The organism is Kitasatospora sp. NPDC001527, from assembly GCF_040298605.1.
Taxonomy (GTDB): Bacteria; Actinomycetota; Actinomycetes; order Streptomycetales; family Streptomycetaceae; genus Kitasatospora.
Window position 1 is genome coordinate 113,750 of record NZ_JBEPAM010000005.1, and the last position, 23,661, is coordinate 137,410.

The 23,661-nt window shown below is 75.1% G+C and carries 15 protein-coding genes; 5 read left to right on the forward strand and 10 right to left on the reverse strand.

The features are described 5' to 3' along the window. Positions 1-11 precede the first annotated feature (11 nt). Entirely contained in the window at positions 12-2,072 is a 2,061-nt protein-coding gene (locus tag ABT238_RS07140) for a phosphocholine-specific phospholipase C (RefSeq protein WP_350755930.1), read from the reverse strand. Positions 2,073-2,263: 191 nt separating this feature from the next. Here ABT238_RS07140 and ABT238_RS07145 point away from each other — a divergent pair, with 191 nt between their 5' ends. Next, positions 2,264-3,247 (forward strand): aldo/keto reductase, encoded by a 984-nt coding sequence (locus ABT238_RS07145; protein ID WP_350559475.1) that lies wholly within the window; start codon positions 2,264-2,266, stop codon positions 3,245-3,247. Positions 3,248-3,345: 98 nt separating this feature from the next. Here the strand turns inward: ABT238_RS07145 and ABT238_RS07150 are convergent, their stop codons facing one another. Next, positions 3,346-4,065 carry a GntR family transcriptional regulator gene (locus ABT238_RS07150; protein WP_350755932.1) on the reverse strand — a complete coding sequence of 240 codons (720 nt, stop codon included), beginning with the start codon at positions 4,063-4,065 and terminating at the stop codon, positions 3,346-3,348. Positions 4,066-4,292: 227 nt separating this feature from the next. Here ABT238_RS07150 and ABT238_RS07155 point away from each other — a divergent pair, with 227 nt between their 5' ends. From ABT238_RS07155 to ABT238_RS07170, 4 genes are all read left to right on the forward strand, one after another. Then, positions 4,293-4,697, forward strand: a complete 405-nt coding sequence (locus ABT238_RS07155; protein WP_350755934.1) for a hypothetical protein — start codon at positions 4,293-4,295, stop codon at positions 4,695-4,697. A gap of 254 nt (positions 4,698-4,951) precedes the next feature. Continuing rightward, on the forward strand, positions 4,952-5,761 hold the full coding sequence (locus ABT238_RS07160) for a putative hydro-lyase (RefSeq protein ID WP_350755936.1): 810 nt from the start codon (positions 4,952-4,954) through the stop codon (positions 5,759-5,761). Positions 5,762-5,770: 9 nt separating this feature from the next. After that, the gene (locus ABT238_RS07165) at positions 5,771-6,409 is read left to right on the forward strand and encodes a 5-oxoprolinase subunit B family protein (protein WP_350559487.1); all 639 of its coding nucleotides are present in this window, start codon (positions 5,771-5,773) and stop codon (positions 6,407-6,409) included. 100 nt (positions 6,410-6,509) lie between these two features. Beyond that, positions 6,510-7,388 carry a 5-oxoprolinase subunit C family protein gene (locus ABT238_RS07170; RefSeq protein ID WP_350559490.1) on the forward strand — a complete coding sequence of 293 codons (879 nt, stop codon included), beginning with the start codon at positions 6,510-6,512 and terminating at the stop codon, positions 7,386-7,388. 60 nt (positions 7,389-7,448) lie between these two features. On the opposite strand, the gene ABT238_RS07175 is transcribed toward ABT238_RS07170, so the two are convergent. From ABT238_RS07175 to ABT238_RS07210, 8 genes are all read right to left on the reverse strand, one after another. Beyond that, a complete protein-coding gene (locus tag ABT238_RS07175) occupies positions 7,449-9,893 on the reverse strand; it encodes a TOMM precursor leader peptide-binding protein (RefSeq protein ID WP_350755938.1) in 2,445 nt (814 codons plus the stop codon). Next, positions 9,890-11,266: a radical SAM/SPASM domain-containing protein gene (locus ABT238_RS07180; protein WP_350755940.1), complete on the reverse strand. Its 1,377-nt coding sequence runs from the start codon at positions 11,264-11,266 to the stop codon at positions 9,890-9,892. Before ABT238_RS07180 ends, ABT238_RS07175 begins: the two co-directional genes overlap by 4 nt. Positions 11,267-11,361: 95 nt before the next feature. Continuing rightward, complete coding sequence (locus ABT238_RS07185; RefSeq protein WP_350559499.1) at positions 11,362-11,556, reverse strand: hypothetical protein; 195 nt, start codon at positions 11,554-11,556, stop codon at positions 11,362-11,364. Positions 11,557-11,628: 72 nt separating this feature from the next. Further along, on the reverse strand, positions 11,629-11,823 hold the full coding sequence (locus ABT238_RS07190; protein ID WP_350559502.1) for a hypothetical protein: 195 nt from the start codon (positions 11,821-11,823) through the stop codon (positions 11,629-11,631). Between the two features lie 226 nt (positions 11,824-12,049). Beyond that, positions 12,050-13,900: a hypothetical protein gene (locus tag ABT238_RS07195; protein WP_350559505.1), complete on the reverse strand. Its 1,851-nt coding sequence runs from the start codon at positions 13,898-13,900 to the stop codon at positions 12,050-12,052. After that, positions 13,893-19,148: a hypothetical protein gene (locus ABT238_RS07200; protein WP_350755942.1), complete on the reverse strand. Its 5,256-nt coding sequence runs from the start codon at positions 19,146-19,148 to the stop codon at positions 13,893-13,895. The genes ABT238_RS07195 and ABT238_RS07200 overlap by 8 nt, the downstream gene beginning before the upstream one ends. Continuing rightward, on the reverse strand, positions 19,129-22,443 hold the full coding sequence (locus ABT238_RS07205; protein ID WP_350559511.1) for a hypothetical protein: 3,315 nt from the start codon (positions 22,441-22,443) through the stop codon (positions 19,129-19,131). Before ABT238_RS07205 ends, ABT238_RS07200 begins: the two co-directional genes overlap by 20 nt. Continuing rightward, entirely contained in the window at positions 22,440-23,660 is a 1,221-nt protein-coding gene (locus tag ABT238_RS07210) for a Kelch repeat-containing protein (RefSeq protein ID WP_350559514.1), read from the reverse strand. The genes ABT238_RS07205 and ABT238_RS07210 overlap by 4 nt, the downstream gene beginning before the upstream one ends. Position 23,661: the final 1 nt, after the last annotated feature.

Sequence of the window (23,661 nt, forward strand, 5' to 3'; positions counted from 1 at the left end):
GCCGGCGCCGGTCAGTAGGTGGTGATGCCCGGGTCGGAGAGACCGGGGGCGCCGGTCTCGACGTGGCCGGCCAGGCGGCGGACGAAGTCGGCCGTCGCGGTGGAGGTGACGGTCACGTCGTACCAGTGGCGGCAGCCACTCAGGTCGACCGTGTGCCCGACGGTCGCGCCCTTGCGGACGGTGACGCTCCGCGGGGCGCCGCCGTAGGCGTTGGTGACGGTGAGGACGGCGTCCGCGGTGCCCGCGTTGGTGAGGGTGAGGCCGAGGTTGCCGGTGGCCGCGTCGTGGCGGGCGGTGACCTCGGGGCCGGCGGTCCTGCCGGGGTTGCGGAAGCGGCGCAGGAAGCCGTTGGGGCCGTGCACCGTCAGGTCGGTGACGCCCTTGGAGTAGGTGGTGTTCCAGGCGTCCGCGACGCTCTTGCCCGCCTCCGCCGTGTACGTCCACGGGCCGTCGGTGCGGTTCGGCGAGGTCACCAGGAACTGCGCGCCGGCCGCCGCGCCGCCGCTGAACGAGAGGCGGTACCTGCCGGTCGCGACGTCGGCCGAACCGTCCACGTACGGCGCGTACGTGAGCGGCCGGGTGGGCTTGGCGCCGGCCTCCTGGCGCGGCATGGTGCCGGTGGCGGGCGGGGCGGGCACGTAGTCCGGATGCCGGTTGCCGTCCTGCGGGCGGTAGGCGGTGGTGGACGGGAGCGCCACCGGCGCCGGGTCGGCGGACGCGAAGTCGAAGGCGGCGGTCAGATCGCCGCAGACGGCGCGCCGCCAGGGCGAGATGTTGGGCTCCAGCACCCCGAACCGGCGCTCCATGAACCGGATGATCGAGGTGTGGTCGAAGGTCTCCGAACAGGTGTAGCCGCCGGTGCTCCAGGGCGAGACGACCAGCATCGGCACCCGCTGGCCGAGGCCGTAGGCGCCGGCCGCGTAGCCGATGCCGCCGCCGTAGTAGTCCGCGCCGGTGGCGACGGTCGACAGCCCCTGGGAGGCGGAGGACGGCGGGAACGGCGGCACGACGTGGTCGAAGAAGCCGTCGTTCTCGTCGTAGGTGATGAACAGCACCGTCCGCGCCCACACCGCGGGGTTGGAGGTGAGCGCGTCCAGCACCTGGGAGATGTACCAGGCACCGTAGTTCGCGGGCCAGTTGGGGTGCTCGGTGAAGGCCTCGGGCGCGGCGATCCAGGAGATCTGCGGGAGGGCGCCGGCCTGCACGTCGCGCCGCAGGATGTCGAAGAGGCCGTCGCCCGCCTTGGCGTCGGTGCCGGTGCGGGCCTTGTCGTACAGCGGGTTGCCCGGCTTGGCGTTGCGGTAGTTGTTGAAGTAGAGCAGCGAGTTGTCGCCGTAGTTGCCGCGGTAGGGGTCGTTGATCCAGCCCCACGAGCCGGCCGCGTCCAGGCCGTCGCCGATGTCCTGGTAGACCTTCCAGGAGACGCCGGCCTTCTCCAGCCGCTCGGGGTAGGTGGTCCAGCCGTACCCGGCCTCCTGGTTGCCCAGCACCGGTCCGCCGCCGGTGCCGTCGTTGCCGGTGAAGCCCGTCCACATGTAGTAGCGGTTCGGGTCGGTGGAGCCGATGAACGAGCAGTGGTAGGCGTCGCAGATGGTGAACGCGTCGGCGAGCGCGTAGTGGAAGGGGATGTCCTCGCGGGTCAGGTACGCCATCGTGGTGGCCGTCTTGGCCGGGACCCACTGGTCGTACTTGCCGTTGTTGAAGGCCCGGTGGCCGCCGGCCCAGTCGTGGTTGAGGTCCTGGACGAACTGCATGCCCAGGTTGTTCACCTGGGGGCGGAACGGCAGCACCTCCTTCTTGCCGGAGTCCGTCTGGTACCAGACCGGCTTGCCGCTCGGGAGCGTCACCGGCCGGGGGTCGCCGAAGCCGCGGACGCCCTTCAACGCGCCGAAGTAGTGGTCGAAGGAACGGTTCTCCTGCATCAGCACGACGATGTGGCCGACGTCCTGGACGGTCCCGGTGGTGCCCGCCGGGGCGATCGCGGCGGCTCGCGCGATGCTCTGCGAAAGCGATGAGAACGCGGCCGTGGCGCACGCGAGTTGGAGGAAACGACGCCGGTTCAGCTCTGCCATGGGTGGGAGACCTCTGCCTGTCGTGGGGGAGTGGTGGACGGTGCTCCAAGAGGACAGCGGCCACGGGGTACCGGCGGGCCGACCGCCGGTGTCCGGTTGCTGTACGTAGGACGAACGCCTTGAGTTGTACGAACATGCGGCGGGCGGCGGGCCCTCGTCCGGCCCGGCGGGTGCTGTGAGAGGGTCGACGCATGGAACAGCGCGTTGTGGGCCGCACCGGCCGGCCCGTCTCGGTGGTAGGACTCGGCACCTGGCAGCTCGGTGCGGACTGGGGCGACGTCCGGGAGGAGGACGCCCTGGCGGTCCTGGACGCCTCCGTCGAGGCGGGCGTCACCCTCTTCGACACCGCCGACGTCTACGGCGACGGTCGCAGCGAGCAGCTCATCGGCCGCTACCTGAAGGGCCGGCCGGATGCGGAGGTGTTCGTCGCCACCAAGTTCGGCCGCCGGGTCGAGCAGCGTCCGGAGCACTACACGCTCGCGAACTTCCGGGCCTGGGCGGACCGTTCGTGTGCCAATCTGGGGGTGGACCGGCTCGACCTGGTGCAGCTGCACTGCCCGCCCACCCCGGTGTACTCCGACGACGAGGTGTACGACGCGCTCGACACCCTGGTCGCGGAGCAGCGGATCGCCGCGTACGGCGTCAGCGTGGAGACCTGCGCCGAGGCGCTGACCGCGATCGCCCGGCCCGGGGTGGCCTCCGTCCAGATCATCCTGAACGCGTTCCGGCTGAAGCCGCTGGAGCGGGTGCTGCCGGCGGCGGCCGCGGCCGGGGTCGGCATCCTGGCCCGGGTGCCGCTGGCCTCCGGCCTGCTCTCGGGCCGGTACACCGCCCGGACCCGGTTCGCCGCGGACGACCACCGCACCTACAACCGCCACGGCGAGGCGTTCGACCAGGGCGAGACGTTCTCCGGGGTCGACTTCGCGACCGGCGTCGAGGCGGCGGCCGCGTTCGCCGCGCTCGTTCCCGGCGGTGCGACGGCCGCGCAGACGGCCCTGCGCTGGATCGTCCAGCAGCCGGGCGTCACCACCGTCATCCCGGGCGCCCGCAATCCCGGCCAGGCCGTCGCCAACGCCGCCGCCGCCGACCTCCCCCCGCTCCCGGAGCGCACGCTGGCCGCGATCCGCGAGCTCTACGACGAGCGCATCCGGCCGTCGGTCCACGACCGCTGGTGACGCCCTGACGCCCTGACGCCCTGAGGCCCCGACACCCTGACGCCCTGGGCCGGGCCCGTGTGACGATCGGCGGGAGCGTCCTCCCGGTGGGCCGGCCGTCACCGGGCCGCGGCGTACCGCTCGACCAGATCGCGCTCCGCATCCCGCAGATAGGCGCTCATCTCGTTGGCCGCCTTGGCGAGCGCCCCCGCGTCGATCAGTTCGAGGATCCTCCTGTTGCGCGTGCCGTACGCGACGTGGAACTCGCGCAGGTCGGACACCGCGTGGAAGACGAGGCGCAGCTCGGCCAGGACCCGGCTCATCAGCGCGTCCAGGCGGCGGCTGCCGGCCAGCGCCGTGAGCGCCAGATGGAAGCGGAGGTTGGCGGTGCCCAGGACCCGCCAGTCGGCCTCCGTCCCGGCCGCCTCGAACTCCTCGACGGCCGCCCGGACCTGAGCGAGGTCGACGGCCCGGCCCTTGAGGTCCCTGATGACCGCCGGCTGCACCACCCGGCGCAGCCGGTACAGGTCGACCACGTCGGCCACGCTCAGCCGGCGGACGAACACTCCCTGGCCGTGCCGGTGTTCGACGACCCCTTCGTGGGCCAGCAAGCGGAACGCCTCGCGCAGGGTGTTGCGGGAGACCTTCAGTCCCTTGCTGATCGTGTCCTCGGGCAGCCTGACGTCGGGCAGGTGCTTGCCCTCGGCGATCCGTCGGCGCAGGATCGCCGCGATGTGCTCCGCCTTGCTGCTCCAGCCCGCCTGAGCGAGTTCCTCGGCCCAGTCCTCGGCCCCGCCGCCCGTTCCGTTGCCCGCTCCACTGCCCGCTCGGCTGTCCACGGCGCCCCTCCCGGCTCGTCACTCGTTCCGCACCTTCGTACCACCCGTCGCGGCGTCCCGTCAGGTGGTCGGCGGCACAATGCGATTGTTCAACAATCCTCCTGGTGAGTTGTCCACTTTCCGACGAAAGTGGATCGGGTGCCGACGGTGCCTTGCGGGCCGGTTCGGGGGGCTGCCACTGTCGATGGCGAAAGGGCTTTCACCGCACCGCAGTTGGGGGAACGACCATGCCACGACCGTATCAGGGCTTCCGGGGCCGCAGCCGCGTCCGCCGCCCCGCGCGCACCACCGGCGGCGACCGCTCGCCGGTCGCGGCCGCGCTGTCCACCGTACTGATCGACGCGGGGCTGGACCTCCACCCCCTCCTGCGACTGGCCGTCGCCGCCGGTGTTCTGGGGCTCGCCCTGGGCGGCCGGCTGATCCTGACGGGCCCGCTCTCGCTGTTCGCCGGGCGCTACCGCACCGCCGGCGCCCGCGGTCTGAGCCTGTCGGTCAGCCGCGGGGAGGGGCCGGCCCGCCACCTGGCGGTGGGAGTGCGGTTCGGTGTCCACGGCTTCGGCCTGGCCGCGGCTCTCGGCCCGCTGTCGCCGATGACCACACTGGCCGCCCTGCTGGACTCCTCTCCCCGCTAGGCCCGTCCGGCCGGTCCCACCGGCCGGTCCCGCCGACCACGCCCGCCGACCACGCCCGCCGGGCGATGCCCGTACCCACGGGGGCGCCGCCCGGCCACCGGACCGGGGAACCGCCCGGTGATCCGACGCCAATCGCCGGACGCGCCCTCACTCTCACGCTCCCCTCCCGTCCCGCCCCCTCCCCACCGGTCCGCCCCGCGCCGGCATCCCCCTGCCGCGAGACCCCGACCCGCCGACGAAGGAGATCCCTCCCGATGACCGAGACCCACGCCGCCCTCGCGCCCTCCCGTGCCCGGGAGCTGTTCCGGGCCGGCACCGCGGCGCCCACCGCCGGATGGTGCCTGGGCCGCACCCAGGCCAACATGATCAGCGTGCCGGCGGACTGGGCCGCCGACGTCGCCCGCTTCGCCGAACTCAACCCCGCGCCCTGCCCCGTCCTCGAACAGACCGCTCCCGGCGCCCGCACCAGCGTCCTGGCCCCCGGCGCGGACCTCGCCACCGATCTGCCGCGCTACCGGGTCTGGCACGACGGCCGGTGGCAGGAACACTCCGACGTCACCGCCCACTGGCGCGAGGACCTCGTCACCTTCCTCATCGGTTGCTCCTTCACTTTCGAGTCCGCGCTGCTGGAGGCCGGCATCCCGCTGCGCCACGTCGCCGAAGGCCGCAACGTCGCGATGTACCGCACGGCCCGGCCCTGCGTTCCCGCCGGACGGCTGCACGGCCCGATGGTGGTCTCGATGCGCCCGATCCCCCGGCACCTGGTCGCCGCCGCGCGGGCGATCACCGCCCGGATGCCGTCCGTGCACGGCGCCCCGGTGGCCGTCGGCGAGCCCGGGGAGCGCTCCAGCGCCGAGCTCGGCATAGCGGACCTGGGGCGGCCCGACTTCGGCGACCCGGCCGTCATCGGCCCCGACGACGTCCCGGTGTTCTGGGCCTGCGGCGTCACCCCGCAGTCGGCCCTGATGGCCTCCCGTCCGCCCTTCGCGATCACGCACTCGCCGGGGCACATGTTCGTGACCGACAGGTTCGACCGTGACTACCTCGTCCCCGAGAAGGGCTGACAGGCCGCCATGGAGATTCTCCGGTACGGCAGCCGGGCGCTGCTGGTCGAGGTCGAGGACCTCGACCAGGCGGCCCGGCTGCACACCGCGCTGCTGGGCGACCCGCTGCCCGGCACGCTGGAACTCGTTCCCGCCGCCCGCACCGTCCTGGTGCGCTACGACCCCGGGGCCACCGGCCCCGACCGCCTCGCCGCCGCCCTGCGCGCCATCGACCTTCCGGCCGCCGCCACCGGAGCCGCCGCCACCACCGGGGCCGGGACCGTCGAGATCCCGGTCCGCTACGACGGTGCGGACCTCGCGGAAGTGGCCCGTCTGTGCGGCCTGACGGTCCCCGATGTCATCGCCCGTCACTGCGCCGCCACCTACCGGGTGGCGTTCTGCGGGTTCGCTCCCGGATTCGCCTACCTGACCGGGGCCGACCCCACGCTACGGGTACCGCGCCGCGCCGTCCCGCGCACCCGCGTGCCCGCGGGCGCCGTCGCCCTCGCCGACGAGTTCACCGGCGTCTACCCCCGCGAGTCGCCCGGCGGCTGGCACCTGCTCGGCACCACCGGCATGTCCCTGTGGAACCCCGAGGCCGACCCGCCGACACCGCTCGTACCCGGCACGGCCGTCCGCTTCACTCCGGCCGGCCCGCCGCGCCCCTGAGGCAAGCCCGCCGCGGCACCCCGGCCGGGCCGCCCGCCCGGGCCCGGCCCCACCCACCGTCGACGACGCCGCACCCGACCACCACCCCACGGAGATCCCGATGACCGGCGACCCCGCGCCCCCGACCCGCCGCGTACGAGTGATCCACCCCGGCTTCGGCGCCACCGTCCAGGACCTGGGCCGCCCCGGCCGCGCCGCGCTCGGTGTCGGCCGCTCCGGCGCGGCCGACCGCCGCAGCCTGCGCCTGGCCAACCGGCTCGTCGGCAACCGGGAGGAGGCCGCGGCCATCGAGGCGCCCCTGGGCGGGCTCGTCCTGGAGGTCGGCCACCACGCCACCATCGCCCTGACCGGTGCGCCCTGCCACGCCCACGCCGACGGTCGCGCCGTGGATCTGAACGCCCCCGTCAGGCTGGCCCCCGGCAGCCGTCTGACCATCGGCGTCCCGTCCGAGGGCCTGCGGGTCTACCTCGCCGTTCGCGGCGGCGTGGACCTTCCGCCCGTCCTCGGCTCCCGATCGACCGACACGCTCTCCGGGATCGGTCCCGCCCGGCTCGCGGCCGGCGACCTCCTGCCGGTCGGCGACCTCACCGCCGGCTGGCCCGCGGCGGACTTCGCCCCCCAGCGCGCGCTGCCCGCCGAGCCCGTCCTGCGGATCCTGCCCGGCCCCCGGGACGCCTGGTTCACCCCCGAGTCCCTCGGCGCGCTGTGTTCCGGGCCCTACCGCGTCACCGACCACAGCGACCGCGTCGGCATGCGGCTGACCGGGCCGGGGCTGCACCGTGCCCGCACCGGCGAACTGCCCTCCGAGGCCGCGGTCCCCGGCGCCCTGCAGGTACCGCCGGACGGGCAGCCGATCCTCTTCCTCGCCGACCACCCGGTCACCGGCGGCTACCCCGTCATCGCGACGGTCCACGAGGACGACCTCCCGCTCGCCGCCCAGACCCGCCCCGGCCAGGCCCTGCGCTTCCGCCCCGGGTGACCGGCCGTGCGGCCACGCCGAGCCGGTCACCCCGCCGTCCCGACCGGCTCCGCCGGGCACTCAGCACATCGGGTGCGGGGCGGTGTGCGGGGCCCGGGCGCCGTAGCGCCGGCGGGCGTCGGCCAGGCGTTCCAGCCCGGCGCCGCAGTGCAGGGGCTGGAGGCCCGGGGCCAGGGCCCGGGCCACCCGCAGGCCGGTGGCGGTGAGGTCGGCGGAGGTCACGTCGGCGATGGCCACGGGCGTGCCGAGGCGGGCGGCCAGCCGGGCGGTCGTCTGTTCCGCCGGCGGTGGGTCGGGGAGGTTCCGCAGGTCGACCACATCGGTGCCGGCCGTGAGGAAGGAGAGGCGGCGACGGGCGCCGGGCCGGGCGTAGCGCAGGGCGTGGTCGACGAAGGTCACCACCTCCGCGTCGCGGGTCGGCGGCCGGCGGCCGGCTTCGAGTTCGGCGCGCAGGGCGAGGACGGTCTGCGCCTGCTCCAGCGCCGCCTTCACGACGGCCGTGCGGCCACTGGGATGCGCCGCGGACGTGACGGTCACGGCGGGCCAGCGGCGGCCGTCGCCGAGTCCGACGCAGAGCACCACGGGCACGCCGCCCGCGGCGGGCAGCAGATGGAAGCGGACGTTGAGCCCATGGGCTCCGAGGTCCTGGACGAGCCGGGCGACCTGGCCGCCCGCCCCCTGCGAACCGGGGCCGAGGTCGAGGGCGGGCGGCGGGGTGCGGGTGAACCACGCCCTCAGCAGCGCGTCGCGTTCGACGAGTTCCAGCGTGGCCCGGTGTGCGGCGTCCGCGTGGCCGCGTCCGGCGGCGAGTCCGTTGGTCGTCACCTGGGCGAGCACACCGCCCCCGGCCAGGTAGTGGGTCTGGTCGGCGGGCAGCCACACCTCGCCGGTGCCGTCCAGCCAGGCGCCCCGCACCCAGGTGTACGGCGTCCGCGGGTCGTAGGGGCGGTAGGGGAAGCCGGGCGAGGCGTACTGCCGGGGCGAGTACAGGCCCAGGCGGCGCGGGTCGAGCACCTCGCCGTCCAGCTCGCCGGCCCGGGCCGTGCGGGCGGCGGCGGGCGGCACGGCCGCGCAGTAGCGTTCGACGGCCTCGCCGAGCGCGCCGGTCAGCGCCTCGTCCTCGGTGAACGCCCGGCCGCCGCACCACTCGTTCGCGCCGGGGCTGGTGACCTGCCCGTCCCGGAGGTCCGCGTCCTCCGTGTAGCAGCCGAGGACGGCGTACGCGCGGACCAGCGTGGGGCAGACGTCGCTGCGCAGCGTGCCCGCTCGGCGCACCACGCCCACGCGCGGATCCACCAGGTGCTCGCGCAACTCGTGCACCGTCATCGGGGCGGTCCGGCGGGTGAGGGTGCGGGCGTGGGTGCGGGGGCGGGTCGTCGCCGGGGCCGCGGCGCGGGGCGGGGTGCCGCACACCTCGCAGCGTGGCATCCGGAGCACCCGGTGCTCGCGCGTCCCGCCCGTCAGGCTGTTGTGCACCCGCAGCACCCCGGCGGGCGCGGTGTCCGGTGCCGTCAGGAACCGCAGGGCCACGAGCGCGAGTTCGGCGCCGAGGGCGGCGGACCGGGGGTCGGTGTCGGCCGCGACGGCCGAGGGCAGCACGCGGCCGGCGCGGGCCGCCTGGACCGTCCGTTCGGCCCAGGGGACGGCCGAACAGGCCGTCTCGCGGAGCCGGCAGCAGTTCCAGCAGGCCGAGGCATCCGGCACGACCAGCGGACCGACGATCCGCTCCGGGCCCTTGAGCGTCGCGTACAGCTGCGGCGTCGCGGTCGCCCCGGCGAGGCGCGCGATGCCGAGGTGGCGCCGGACGTCCGAGCTCCGCAGAGCGATCAGCAGCAGGCCCGGGGTCGGCGGGACACCGGCGAGCTGTGATCCCAGCCGGTCCACCGGGATCGAACGGACCTCGCAGTGCGGCGCCTCGGCCGTCAGGAGCCGTTGGAGTTCGGCGCGTTCGCGCGGCCGGTGGTCGCGGTGGGCCGGGTCGACGGGGCGTGCGCGCTGGTTCCCGCCCTCCCCGCCCCCGTCCTCCTCCCCGTGCCCGTCCTCGCCCCCGTCCTCGTCCGTGTCCTCCTCGTCGGCCAGGACGATCCGTCCCGCGCCCGCCCGCGCGAGGTGGCGCACGGCCTCGGAGCCCCACGGCCCGCGGCCGTACAGCGTGACGGTGGCCGCCGCCAGACGGCGCTCGGCGTCCGGAGCCGCGCCCGGGAGGAACGGCGGCCGCGGCCCGCCCGACCCGGTGGGGCCCTGCGGGGCACCCTCGTGGAGCAGGCCCCGGGCGTCGAGCAGCTCCAGGAACTGCGTGGCGTGCGCCGCGAGTCCGCCGCCGGCCGACCTGGCGATCTCGTCCCGCCGGCGGGTGCCGTCGAGGAGGGGCAGCAGCCCGGCCGCGAACCTCCCCAGGTCGCGGTCGCCGAGCAGGTGGGTGCCCAGGTCGTCGCCGATGACGAGCCCGCGGTCCGTGCCCCGGACGATCGCGTCCTCGGCCAGCCGCACCCCGCCCCGGGTCAAGACGCCGTCGTGGCCGTGGTCGTGCCCGCGCCCGTCGGCGTCGTCCGTTCCGCGTTGATCCGGTGGGACGCCAGGACCAGGAGGAGCCGCTCCGGCATGTTGAGAAGTGTGCTGGGACACGGGGGGATTCCCTCCTTCCAGAGCTTCGGGCACGCCCCTCCGCACACCGGGAGCAGCGCGCAGGAGGAGCAGTTGTAGGCGCCCGCCCGGACCTCGTCGTTGAACAGCGAGAGCGTGGTGCGGCGCTCCGGGTCCTCGCCCGCGTCGACGGTGCCGATGGCCATCGCGTCGGGCTCGCCGTAGCCGGGCACGTAGGGCGCCTCCGTGCAGTGGAACAGCGTGCCGTTCGCATCGACGAGGACGCCGTCCTTCTGCACCGCCAGACACACGATCCGTCGGCGCCCCGGCACCAGTCGGCCGGGGAAGCCGGCGAGGACGAGTTCCGCGTGCCACTGCACTTCGAGGTCCGCGAACTGCCGGGCCGACAGGGCCTTCTTGTGGGCGTCGTTGCCCCAGGAGTGGATCGGGGCGAAGTAGCAGGCGACCCGGCGCTGGAGCCCGGTCCGGGCCAGCATGTCGATCAGGGGGGAGACCCCCTGCCAGTTGGACTCGTCCACGTTGATCCGGAGGTTGATCCGGACCGCGAGGTCCGACTCGGCCAGCGCCACCAGGTTGGCGAAGATCCGCCGGAAGGTGGGGCTGCCGCTCTTCGTCCCCCGGCGGGCGTCGTGGTACTCGGGCGTCCCGTCGAGCGTGATGTCGATGGAGGCCACACCGTGCCGTTCCACCAGCTCACGCGCGATCCGCTTGCCGAGGGCGAGGCCGTTGGTGATGATCCGGGCCCCGAAGGAGCACCCCCGCTCCTCCGCGAGCGCCCGCAGACGTGGCGTCAGCTCGCGGATCACCGTCATGCCGACCAGCGGTTCGGCGCCGAACCAGCACAGGTCCACCTCCCGGTAGGGGGAGGCGTCCAGCTTCCGGGCCACCTGGCGGACGAAGGCGTCCTGGTGGTGCGGCGAGAGCCAGCGCGCCGAGTGTTCCTGGCCGCAGTACCCACAGCCGAGCTGGCACTGGGCGGTCGGGGTGACGACCAGGGACAGGCAGTCCAGGGCGTCGATGGCATCCCGGTTCTCGTCCACCACGCTGCGGAGTTCGTCCTCGCCGTCGTCCACGAGGAGGTGGATCCCGGTCAGGTCCTCGACGACGTCACCGGGCAGTCGCTCGGGCTCGGCGGTGAGCAGTTGCCAGGCCGCCTCGTCCAGCACCCGCAGTTCGGCACTGCGGGTGGCGAACACCACGCGCCGGGTGCGGCCGCTCAGCTCGTCGAAGACCGGAGGGCTGGCGAAGTGGTACCGGGAGAGTTTCCTGGCCATGAAGAGGCTCCCATTTCCGCTAGGAGGTGCGGACCGCAGACGCTCTGCGGCCCGCACCGGCACGGCGCTGTTCACCTGTCAGCGGCGGGCGGAGGCTACTGCTCCTCGAGAGCCTTGCCGCATCCGGTGTTGATGTGACATCCGGTGTTGCCGCCGCCCTTGGCTTCGAGCGCGTCCACCGGCTCGTTGCCGAGGGCGCCGGAGTTCTGCAGGTCGGTGAGTGCCGAGTCGACGCTCAGGCGGGCCTTGTTGAGGGTGTCCGCGAGCTTCTTCGGGTCGAAATCTGCCATGGTGTGCTCCTGGCTTCTCTGCCGGTCACCCGTGTCACGGGGGCGTGCCTCCGCAGGGTGACCCGGCTCTTCCTACTGTTCCTCGGCGGCCTTGCCGCACCCCGTGTTGATGGTGCAGGACGAGTTGCCGCCGCCCTTGGCTTCGAGCGGCTCCACCGGCTCGTTGCCGAGGGCGCCGGAGTCCCGCAGGTTGGTGAGCGCGGAGTCGACGCTCAGGCGGGCCTTGTTGAGGGTGTCCGCGAGTTTCCTGGGGTCGAAATCTGCCATGGTGTGCTCCTGGCTTCTCTGCCGGTCACCCGTGTCACGGGTGAGTGGCCCCGCAGGAGCCGTGGATGACCCTGGCGAAGGCCGAGACCGCCACCGAATCCTCCGTCGTGGCGCAGGTCCATGCGACCACGGGGCCGGTGGCACCGCCAGCGGGGCCGTGGATCCGTACCCGAACGGAGCCTGCGGGGGCGGGCCCCGGGCCTGACCGGCCCGCCCCCGTGCGGTCTCAGCCGGCGGTGCCCGGCGGGGGCGCGGTGTCCTCCAGGAAGTCGAAGGCCAGCCCGCTGGACGCCTCGCCCCGGCCGGTGCGGCGGTGGGTGGCGAGCCAGAGGGAGACCCGGCCGTCGCTCCAGCGGGTGCGGTTGAAGGAGGAGGTGATCCCGGTTCCGGTCTGCGGCACCTCCTCCTCGTGGACGAAGTAGGCGCGGCCCTGGTCGAAGCCTTCGCGCAGCAGGGCCGTGCGGGCCGGCACCGGCTCGCCGTCGACGACGCCGAGCATGGCCGCACGCTGCAGGCGGATCTGGCGGTTCTGCCCGGGGACGTGCACCGGGATGAACGGGATCCAGTTCTCCGGGACGGTGTTCATCGCCTCGTAGCGGACCGCCGCGGCGGCCGGCGGGGGCACCGCCGGCGGGTGCAGGGCCAGCCGGTGGGCGAGGATCTCGGCGGCCACCTCGCTGCCGCGCCGGGGCTCGCCGGTGGCCAGCCGGACGGTCTGCTCGACGCCCCACACCATGTTGGCGCTCTCGTCGCGCACCAGCGTGACCTCCTCCAGGACGGGCCCCTCGGCGACCTTGGGCACGCTCGCCGGCAGCAGCAGGTCGGTGTCCGCCGGGACGGACGCGTCGCCGATGGTGTCGAGGGTGAACATCGACCAGCGCTGCCAGGCGGCGTCGTCACCCGCGCCGGCGGGCGTGATCCAGAGCTTGCGGCCGAAGACGTCGGTCACCGCCAGCCCGCGGATCGAGGCCACCGTCCCGGCGGGCAGGTCACAGGGCACCTGGAACCAGTCGTTGCTGTAGACCAGCGCGAACTCCAGGAAGACCAGCCGCGCCAGGTCGGTGCTGTCCGGCCGTACGGCGGCGAAGTTGGTGCGCCCGTCCTCGACCGCCCACCAGCGCGGCAGCGGCATGCCGGAGAACCGGACCGGCGCCGGGAACACGGTGCGGTTCAGCGGCGCGGGGGGCGGGGCGGCCCCGCCGAGCGGACCGGCCGGGTCGACGGAGAACGCGTGCCACTCCAGCGTGCCGCCCGGGTACTCCTGCGCGGTGAGGACCTTCTCCGCCCCGCCGCCCGCACCGGCCGCGACCGAGAAGCGGTGCTCCAGGCGCGCCGGATCCCAGGCGGTGTTCCCGGTGTGGGTGGCCGGGTCCTCGGCCGGCTGGTCGATCAGCGCGTCGAACCAGGCGGTCAGCCGCCGGGCCAGCTTGGCCAGCTCCTCGCGCTGCAGGCCCAGCAGCCCGGTGATCCCGTCGTGCGCGGGCCGTCCCTGTGCGAGGGCGAGGTAGAACTCGTAGCCGTCCATCCGGCGGCCGGCCACCGTCTGCAGGGCGGACCAGACCTCGGGGTGCGCCACCCTCGGGGAGTCCGTGTCCGCCCGGGGATCGGGCAGCGCGATGGGATAGCGGTCGACGTACTTCTGGCGGATGCCCAGGCCGAGCAGGATCGGGGTGCTGCCGACCAGCTTCATCCACCGGCGCCCGATCGCCAGCCGCAGGTCGAAGGAGATCCGGTCGGCGGCGAAGGCGAACGGCAGCGGACGCCGCTCCGCCACCGCCTCCAGCGGCCGGTCGGCGGGCAGCGCCTCCACCGCGCCGTCGGCGGGCCGGAACCTGCTCGGCGGGGTGGCGACCACCGAATAGGTCGCGGTGACCGGCGAACCGCCGTCCGTGCCGCGGAACTCGCCCATCTGCCACTGCCGGGTGAGCATCCACAGCGGATCGCGCACCTCGGCGCGCAGCGCCCGCGCGAAGTCGGTGGTGCGCGGCCTGCCCTCGACGCGGTTCCACAGGCCGACGGTGGGCGCGCGGCGGTTGTCCAGCGCCTCGCGGAGGTTCTCGATTCGGGGCTCAGCCACGGGCCTTCCCTCGCAGGTTGGCGATCGCGAGATCGGTGCTGATGGTGATCGGCTGCCGGGTGGCCGACAGGACGGTGGCCGGCAGGAACTGGGCGTAGGCGGTGCCGTCGAGGTGGCCGGGTTCCACGGCCCGGACCCCGGCCAGGTCGAAGGTCTCCTGGACGGCGGCGACCAGGTCGTCCCAGACCCAGGCGCCGGTGCGGGCCGGCGGGACGACCAGCAGCATGGCCTGCGGGGGTTCGGAGTCCGGGCCGTCGTAGTGCACCGCGATCCCGGTGGTCTCCTGTTCGGCCGGCACCACCTCGGTCCACTCGTCGAACAGCACCCCGCACCGCCGGGCCGGGCCGAGCAGCGGCTCGGAGGCGTAGTGGGCGGTGAACAGCAGCCGGTCCTCCTCGATCCGGGTGCCCGCCCGGAACTCCATCGCCAGCCAGTGGTCACCCTCCCGGTAGGGGAACTGGACCGGGGTCAGCTGCGGCTCCTGCCAGCCGGGGATGTTGCCCAGCAGCCCGCCGGGCCCGCGCAGCGCGTCGCCCAGGGCGACGGCCTTCTCCCACAGCCGCGGCTTCTCCCGGATCCGGGCCATGCCGTGGACCCAGTCGTCCACCGGGAAGTCCCGGCCGAAGTCGTCCGTCAGGTGCTTCACCAGCCCGGGGCTGTCGGCGCGGGCCCGTTTCCACTCCTGGGCCAGCTGGTCGGAGGGCGCGAACTCGGGCACCACCAGGACGTCCTCGCCGAGCATCGCCACCAGCGCCGCGGTGGCGGCCCGGACCCGGTCGGGGTCGGTGGCCGCCGCGTCGTGCTCGGCGAGCGCCGTGTCGGCGGCGGCGAGCCGACCGGTGACGTCCGCCCGCAGCGCCTGCGCCCGGGCGAGCAGGTCGCGGCCCAGCTCGACGACCCGGTCCTCGTACGGCGTCAGATCCAGGCCGACCGGGTCGAAGGCGGTCAGCGGCAGCTGCGCCCGCACGTCGGCGAGCAGGGCGGCGAGCGTCGTGCGGGTGGTCCGGGCGAGCCTCCGCAGCCCCTGCAACCGGGAGTCGAACGCGGACCTCCGGCCGGCGACGACGACGCGCAGTTTGGCCGGGGCCGACGGGCGCGGGCTGGTCGGCGTGGTGGTGAGCAGCCGTTCGGCCTGCTCCAGCAGCCGGTACCGCTCCTCGGCCGGGGTGGACGCCGGCAGCGCGTCGTACCGGGCGATGAGCGCGTCCGCCTCGGCGAGCGAGCGCGCCATCCGCGCGGCCGCCACGGCGACCGCCGCCAGGACGTCGGCGAACACCGCCCGGCGCCACTCGACCAGCTCGGCCCAGCCGCTCCGCAGCAGACCGAACAGCCCGGCCGTGCCGGCGAGCTGGCTGTGGGTGGCGATCAGCGTGTCGATCCGTTCGAGCACCTCGTCGCGCCGCACGGGAGCCGGTGCGGGCGGACAGAGCCGCGTCAGCACGGTGAGGTGGTCGGCCACCCGGGCGCGCAGGGCGTCCAGGCCCGCGCGGACGGCCGCGGGCCGCTCGCGGGGCACCGTGACCGCCTCGTCGGCCGAGCGGTCGACCCCGGCCGGCCCCGAGGCCGGGACCAGGTCCGTGGGCCGCAGCGGCCGGGAGGTGGTCAGCAGCGAACGCAGCGCCTCGACCAGCGGCGACACCTCGAACAGGGTGACCTTGCGGTCCACCCGGGTGGTGTACTCGATGGTCAGCGGGACGTCCGGGCGCGGCTTGTCGCGCGCGACGACGACGCCGAGGATCCGGTCGTCCAGATCGGTCATCGCCGTCTCGCGCGCCGGCCGCAGGGTCCACAGCAGGTCGAGGGGTTGCAGTTCGAGGTCGAACTGGGTGACGTCGCTGTGGCGCGGCTGCCCGTCCAGCGGATCGGTCCAGGTGACCCGGACCGCCACGTCGTGCTGCGCCGGCAGCAGGCCGGGCAGCCAGTCGTTGACGGCGGGTTCGGCCTTGGCCCGCGGGCCGTCGCCGCGGAACCGGGCGGCCCCGGCGTTCGGATTGAGCCCCGCGGTGAGCTGGACGGCGAACCGGTGGGTCAGGGTGACGCCGCTGCGCGGGGTCCGCACGACGGCGGGGTCCGGCGGGAAGCCCTCCTTGGCGTAGGCGTCCAGCGTCGCGGTGGCGCGCTCGGCGTTGCCGAGCAGCACCTGGTGGGTGCTCTCGGCGACGGCGAGGTCGGCCAGCGCGTCGTGGATGTCGAGCAGCCGCCGCAGCTCGGCGTCGATCGCGTCCTGCTCGCGGGGGGAGGCCTCCGGCATGTCCGGGGCGCCGAAGGGGTAGGTGGGGGCGGCCGGCGGGCGGGTGGCGCGGCGGACGAGTTCGAGCCCGTCGACGACGTTGCGGGCCTCGATCAGGTCGATGTCCGCCCGGCCCTGCGGCGTCACCTCGGAGAGCTTGCCCGCGCGCAGCGGGAACGCGCGCCGCAGCGCCGGGAGGAAGCGGTCCAGCTCGACGCCGGGGTGCTGGTCGTGCAGCCCGCGCTCGAACCGCCGCCCGAGCAGCGCCCCGAGCGAGTGGCCCGCGCGCAGCCCGTCGAGCAGTTCCAGGGCGATCCGGACCCGCCCGGAGCTCAGGTTCACCGCGAACGAGCCGGGGTCGGCCTCCGTCCCGTTGGCGAGGTAGCCGGCGCGCAGGACGGCGGCCGTGGTGGCGTGGCTCGGCGACGGGGCGTGGACGTAGCCGCCGTTGGCCGGGTCGTACGGGATCTCGGCCGCCCCGAACACCGTCGCGAGCTGCGGGTCCAGCGTGACCGACCCGAGCGGGTACTCGCGCGGGCGGACGTCCTCCAGCAGCCCGTAGCAGCCGAGGTGCACGCCCGGGCGCGGCGCGGCGGTGCCGTCGGGCCCGAAGCGCAGCTCGGCCAGCCGCTCGTTGGCCAGCCCGAGCAGCCAGGCGTCGAGCCGGTAGGTCGCGCAGTCGAGGTGCTCGGCGAGCACCCGCTCCAGCCGGGCGGTGGGCAGGTCGGCGAGCAGTTCGACGGCGCGCAGCTGGCCGGCGAGCGCCGCGGTCGCCGGGCTCGATTCGAGTACGCCGGGGACGAACCGGTGCACCAGGAGGTCCGGGTCCTCGCTGTGGGTGATCGCGGGGTCGGGGGCGTACAGCTGCCGGTACCGGCTCTCGCTCGCCGGCGCCGCCGGCTCCCCGGGCCGCTGGGTGCGGACGTGCACGAAGAGCGGGTCGGCGAGGGAGGGGGCCGGGCGTCCGGCGGCGACCGCGAGGCGCCGCCCGGCGTCCTCCCAGCCGAGCAGGACGGCGTGCCGCAGCAGCAGGTACAGCAGCGCGGCCGGTGGGCGGTTCCCGGCGAAGCCGTTCTCCAGCCGCACCGTGTCCAGGTCGGTGCGTCCGTACCGGACCAGCCAGTGCAGGTAGTTCACGGGGTCGGGACCGGCCGTGGAGGCGTGCACCGGGTCGGTCTCGGAGAGCGGGAGGTCGTCCACCAGCGGGGCGAGCAGCGGGTGCTGCGTCCCGGCGAACAGCCGGCGGATCAGCGCCGGGTCGGGGCGCTCCGGCGGGTTCACCTGGTAGCCGAGCCGGGCGAGGAGCGCGCGGATCGGCTGCGGCATGTGCAGCCGGTCCGCCAGCGCGGGCAGCACGGTGTCCCCGAGGCCGCCGAGGTTCTCCCGGTTGAAGACGTCCTCGACGCTCTGTGCGTAGCGCTGGTGGTACTCGGCCGAGGTGGGGTGCAGCGCCAGGATGTCCAGCAGCCGCTGGTGCGGGTCGGGGTCGCCGCCGTCGAGGCGCGCGACCTTCCCGGCCGCGGTCCGCCAGTCGGCCAGTGCCGCGCTCAGCAGCCGGTGCAGGGCGGTGCGGTGGGCCGACGCCGCCGGCCAGGCCAGCTTGCTGAAGGCGGTGGTCGGCAGGATGCCGTAGGGCTGCCGGCCGACCCGGACGGCCGGGACGGGGCCGCGTCCGCTGACGTGGCGGAGGAAGAAGTCGCGGGTGGCGGCCACCGCCTGCGGCGGCACGATCGGGTGCAGGGTGGTCTGCAGGAAGGTGCCCCAGGTCGCCGGCCACAGGGCGGTGTTGGCGGCGCGGGCGTCGCGCTGGTCGGTCCGGTCGGCGTTCGGCACCCCGGCCAGGACGGCGGGGTCGATGCCGAGCAGTTCGGCGAGGCACTGGCCGTCGGTCCTGGTGGTCCAGTCGCCGGGCGCGGCCGCCGCGGTGAACCCGGCCGCCGTGCGCAGACCGGCGTCCGCCTCCTCGCGGGTGTCCTGGCCGGCCGGTGCCTGCTCGGAGTTGTTGGTGGGGGTGCCCTGCGGCAGCAGCGCGTACCCGGCCGGACTGCGCAGCTGGCGGGTGACCAGCCGGCCCAGTTCGAGGGCGGACTGCTGCGGGTCGGCGCGTTCGCGCAGACCCAGCACGACCAGCCGGTCCACGCCCTCGCGGTTCAGGGCGTCGAGCGGGACGCGGATGCCCATGCCAACCTCGACGGCCTCCTCGAAGTCGGTCAGCCAGCGCAGCGGCGCGGGCACCCGGAGGGCGCCGGTCCGCTCGTCCACCTTGAGCTGCTCGTCGCGCGGGGTGCTGGGATCGGGGCCGACCGCCAGCTCGTCGGGCACCGGCTTGCCGGGGACGGCGAAGACCTGGGCGCCGCCGACGTACCCGAGCGCCGTGAACCTGTCGGGCAGAAGCGCGGCCTTGGGGGCCCTGGTCCAGGAGTCCCGGGCCACCTGGGCCGGGCGCGGCAGCACCAGGAAGGCGACCAGGACGCCGTCGCGCGGGTCGGTGGGCGCGGCGTCGATCCCGGCCGGCCGCCGGCTGCGGACGACCCGGGCCCGCTGGGGGCCGACGGCGGCCAGCAGCGCCGCGTCGGCGGCGCGCAGCCGGGCGCGGTCGCCGTGCGCCCGCCAGACCGCCGTCCAGTAGGCGGTGATCGGCTGCCGGTCGGCGGCGGCGGGCGCGGTGGGGCCGGTGAGGACCAGCACGACGGTGTCCCGCGGCAGGTTCGCCGGCTGCTCGGACGGGTTGGCGGGCGGATGTTCCGCGCGCAGCCAGGCCGCCCGGCCGACCGGGACCCGGCCGGTGAACTCGTGCCACGCCACCTGTTCGGCGGCGCCGTCACCGGCCGCCCGCCACACCGCCGTCCAGTAGGCGCCGAGCGCGGTGAACTCGGCCTCGCCGGGCAGGGGCTCGAACTTGTCGACCGCCCACTCGTCCGGGAAGATCCGGATCAGCAGCTCGGTCTCGGTGAAGCAGGTCTCCAGCCGGACGGGGCCGAGCAGGACCGGCAGGTCGTCACTGAGCGGGGCGGGCATCGGGCAACATCTCCTGTGCGTGGACGGCGATCAGTACCGGTGCCTGGAAGAGCATGTAGGCGATGTCCGCGGAGCTGAGCCGGGAGTGCCAGAGCGGAAGCGCGGCGTCCTCGCGGCGCTGCTCGCGCTTCTCCTGGTCGTCCTCGGAGCCGTCGAACCGGACGAGCGGGACCTGCACCCCCGGGTCGAGGCTGATGAAGCGCCGGTCGAGCGGGTCGATGTCCCGCCAGGACAGGTCGTTCCACACCTCGATGGCGGTGCCCGCGCCGTCGTCGGCCCCGAACCGGGGGTCGCCCGGGCGCTCCTTGATCACGAAGAACCAGCCGGGGTCCAGCGGCGGCTGCCCCCGTGCCTGGTCCGCCGTCAGGTCGAAGCCGAGCAGGGTGATGTCCGGCTCCACCCCGGCCTCGTAGACCGGCAGCTTGACCAGGTCCGGGGACGGGTGCTCGCCGTCCGGCACGTCGGCGAGGACCCGCTCCAGGCTCGGGTCCACCACGCCGTCCTCGTTCGTCGCCCAGGCGGCGCGGTGCGCGTAGACGGCGGCCGTCGGGTACTTCTTGAGCAGCTCGCCGCGGATCACCAGGACGAGTTCCTCCTCCTGGACGAGGTCGCGGTTGTCGTGCGCGCCGAGCGCGGTGTCCGTGGTCCAGCCGTCCATCCGGGTGATGTCGTACAGCCGCTCCCGGCGCTCCGCGGCCGTCTCGCCGGGCTGGGGCGGCTCCACCCGGGGATCCCAGAACTGGCGGAACGAGGTGCCGCGCTGATCGGTCGGGAACTCCCGCCACAGCAGCTCGCGGGCGAGCTCGTGGTTGAGCCCGGCCATGAACGCCTCGATGAACTCCTGGTCGGTCGCCAGGAGCGTGATCGTGTTCGGCGGAACCAGTCCGAGGTTGGGCACGAAGGTGTCCACCGACATGTCCAGCAGCGACCGGTACATCGGCAGGTCGATGACCGGGTACGCCATCGCCTCCAGGAACCGCTCGGCGAAGGGCTGGAGCCGTTCCGGGAGCCGCACCCCGCTCAGCAACTGCCGGGGCACGGTCTCGTCGGCGCTCAGCCCGGCGAGCATGGTGCCGGTGACCGGCGTGATGCCGAGCGGGAGGCGTTCCGGCGTCCGCCCGCCGACCACGGCGGTGTCCAGGCCGTCGTGGAGGTCGCGCAGCGCCAGCTTGAACAGCCGCGCCTCGGCGGAGTCCTCGCCGCCCGGATGGGGCACGACCCCGTCCCCGGGCAGGCTGAGCACGAAGTCCGAGCTGTTCGGCAGCCCGCCCACCGGATCGGACGGCCCGGCCGCCCGCGCTCCGGCCGCCGGCGGCCCGGACGGGTGCAGGACGTCGGCGAGCTGGTCCGGGGTGACGATCGCCGCCGGCGCGGTCTTGGGCGGAGCGGCGGCGATCCCGGTGGCCGGGTCGTCCATCCGGGGCAGCAGCGCGTCCGGCGGCTGGTTCGCCGCGGCGAACGGCAGCCCGCGCATGAGCCGCGAGCGCGGCCGGGTGATCCGCCGCATCGGGGGCGACACCGGCGCGGCCGCGATCCGGCTGCGGGCCACCTCGAAGCCGACGGCCACCAGTTCGGCCGGCTCCGTACCGGCGAGGCCGGCGGCCCGGGCGGCCGGCGACGATCCGGTCGTCACCCGGGAGCCGGCCGGCGCCGTCAGCCGCAGGGACCGGCCGGACGGCGGCGGGGGAGCGGCGGCGGCCGGCGCGCCTCCCGCCGCGGGCACCGGCGGCACCGGCGGCGGGACCGGCGACGCCAGGTGCTTGCCGTGCAGCACATGCCCGACCTCGCGGGCGAGCTGCGCGGCGCGGATCCGGTCGTTGGCCGCGAGCACCTCGCCGACCTGCTCCCAGGCGGCGGCCATGAACTCCTCCTGCCGCGCCCGGATCACCTGGGTACCGAAGTTGGCCGCGATCCGGAAGCGCGGGTCGAGGTTGAGCCGGTGCACCCAGTTGCGGTTCTCGGGCGCCGGGACGGGCGAGCCGTCCCGGCGCGACAGCAGCCGGGACGTGCGGGCGTGCCAGCGTCCGTACAGCGGCGGGGTGATCACCGGATCGGCCGCACCGGGCCCCGGCGGCGCGGCCGGGCCCGCCGGACCGAGCGACTCGGCCAGCCGGGCGTGCGCGACCGGGGGCGGGTGTTCGAGGTAGTCGTCGGCCAGGTTGATCCGCCCGGCGAGGGCCTCCTGGAAGGGGTGCGGGTACGGCAGCGGAACGGGCGGCGGCGGGGCCGGCGGTGGCGGTGGCGGAGGCGTGGGGAAGCGGCCGTCCCAGTTGTCCCACAGGTCCTGCTCGCGGTCGGGCACCCGCAGCGCCCCGCCGAGCTTGAGCACCCCGCCGAGCGCGGCGGGCTCGGTGATCCCGGGCAGGCCCGGTCCGGGCGAGCGCTGGACGTCGACATCGCGCCGGCCCACCCGGGAGTCGGGCCGAGCGGGCCGCAGCAGCCGGACCAGGTACTCGAAGTCGCCCGCGGTGCCGGTGCCGAAGAACCAGCGGTGGTAGTAGGGGAGCTGACCGGGGGCCTGCCGGTTGGGGTAGTTCGGCCCCCAGGCGGAGTGCGCGGCGCTCGGCGCGGCGCCCGGGTCGAAGCCGAGGCCGGCCAGCCGCCCGGTCTCGAAGGCGGGCACCAGGAAGGCGTGGTAGCCGGTGTTCGGCCGCAGGTGCCGCGGGCAGATCAGCCGGGAGCAGGCCCGGTCGGGGTTGGCGCGCAGCACCTGACGCAGCGCGGCCAGCGCGGCGGGCATGTTCTCCGAGACGATCGGGGCGTCGAGTTCCCCGTCGACGTGCACGTGCGCCCAGGCGCCGAGCTGCTCCGGCGGCGGCAGCGTGCCGGCCGGGTCGGTGACGGTGATGAACGGCAGCGGCCGCCCGGGCGCCGCGCCCTCGGTGAACTCGCCGGGCTCGCCGGTCTGCTTCGGCCCCTCCAGCACGATCAGGGCCAGCCACGGCCGCAGCCGTCCGGTGTCCGCCTCGGGTGCCAGCGGGCTGTACTGCCAGGGGAGGTCCTCGTCGTAGAACTCGATGTGCGCCAGGTAGTTGGGCTCGGCGTTGGTGACCCAGGCCCGCGGCTCGGTCCGCGAGACCACCCGCGGATCGATGCCGACGATGTCGCCGGGGCCGTAGAGCTGGACCTTCTGCTCGACGTACTGCTCCGGCGGCGGGCCGGTGACGGCCTCGCCGGTCAGGTGCAGGCGGACCGGGATCTCGGCGCGGGTGACCGGGCCGGCCGGATCGGCGGCGATCTTGGTGGCGATGCCGCCGCGCAGCCACGGCAGGAAGGAGTAGGCGTTGGACGTCACGAGGCGGCCCCGAACACCTCGGTGGTGGCGGTGAGTTCGTGAACCGCCGGATCGGCGGCGGCGAGCCCGGCGCGGACCGTCCCGCCGGTGATCAGCACCCGGCCGTCCGCCAGCGCGGTGGCGGCGAACGCCCAGCGGCCGACGGTCGTACCGGGCGCGGCCGTCCACGCCCTCGTGGTGTCGTCGAAGACCAGCGCGCTCCGGTAGCCGACGCCGTCGCGCGGCTCGGCCGTGCCGCCGGCCAGCAGGAACCTCCCGCCGCCCAGGGGGACCACCCGGTGGAGGCCGCGGCCCCCGGGCGAGGCCGGCATCGCCGTCCAGGCCCCGGTGGCCAGGTCGTAGCGCTCGGCGGTCAGCTCGGCGAAGGGGTCGAACGTGCCGTCGCCCGGGGCACCCGGGGTGGCACCGCCGAACACCAGCGCGGCGGTGTCGGAGGCGGCCACCGCCTGGTGTCGGCTCCTGGGCCGCAGGAGGCTGCCGGTCGGGGTCCAGGCCTTGGTGGCGGGGTTGTACAGCTCGCAGAACGCGAGCGAGGCGTCGTCGTGCCCGGAGATCGGCGCGGTACCGCCGCACACCAGCACCTGACCGCCCTTGAACAGGACGGCACAGTGCCCGGTCCGGGCGTCGGTCATCGTCCCGGCGTCGCTCCAGGTGTCGGTGGCCGGATCGTAGATCTCCGCCGACCGCAGGGCCCTGACGGAGTCGCCGGAGCGCACCGCGACGCCGCCCGCCACCAGCACCCGCTTGTCCGCCAGGAGCACCGCACTGTGCCCCCAGCGCGCCTCGCGCATGTCGGCGGCGGTCTTCCAGCTGCCGTCGGCCGGGTCGTAGAGCTCGGCGCCGGCGAGGCCGGGCGACAACGGCGACGCGCCGCTCGTCCCCCCGGCGATCAGCACCCGGCCGTCGTCGAGCCGGGTCACGGTGTGCAGCCGGCGCGGGAAGCGCAGCGGGACGCCCGCCGTCCAGGTCGCGGCGGCCGGGTCGTAGACGGCGGTGCGGGTCAGGACCGCCGAGGCGGCGTCGGAGCCGCCGACCAGCAGCACCTTGCCGCTCTTCAGCAGGACGGCGCCGTCGTACTGCCCGTACCAGGAGGCCGGTGACGGCAGGTCACCGGACTTCGTCCAGGCGCCGCCGGCCGCGACCGCCGTACTCGTGGTGGCAGCGGTCATGGCGCCGGTCATGGCGCCGGTCGCGGTGTCGGTCATGGCGTCGGTCATG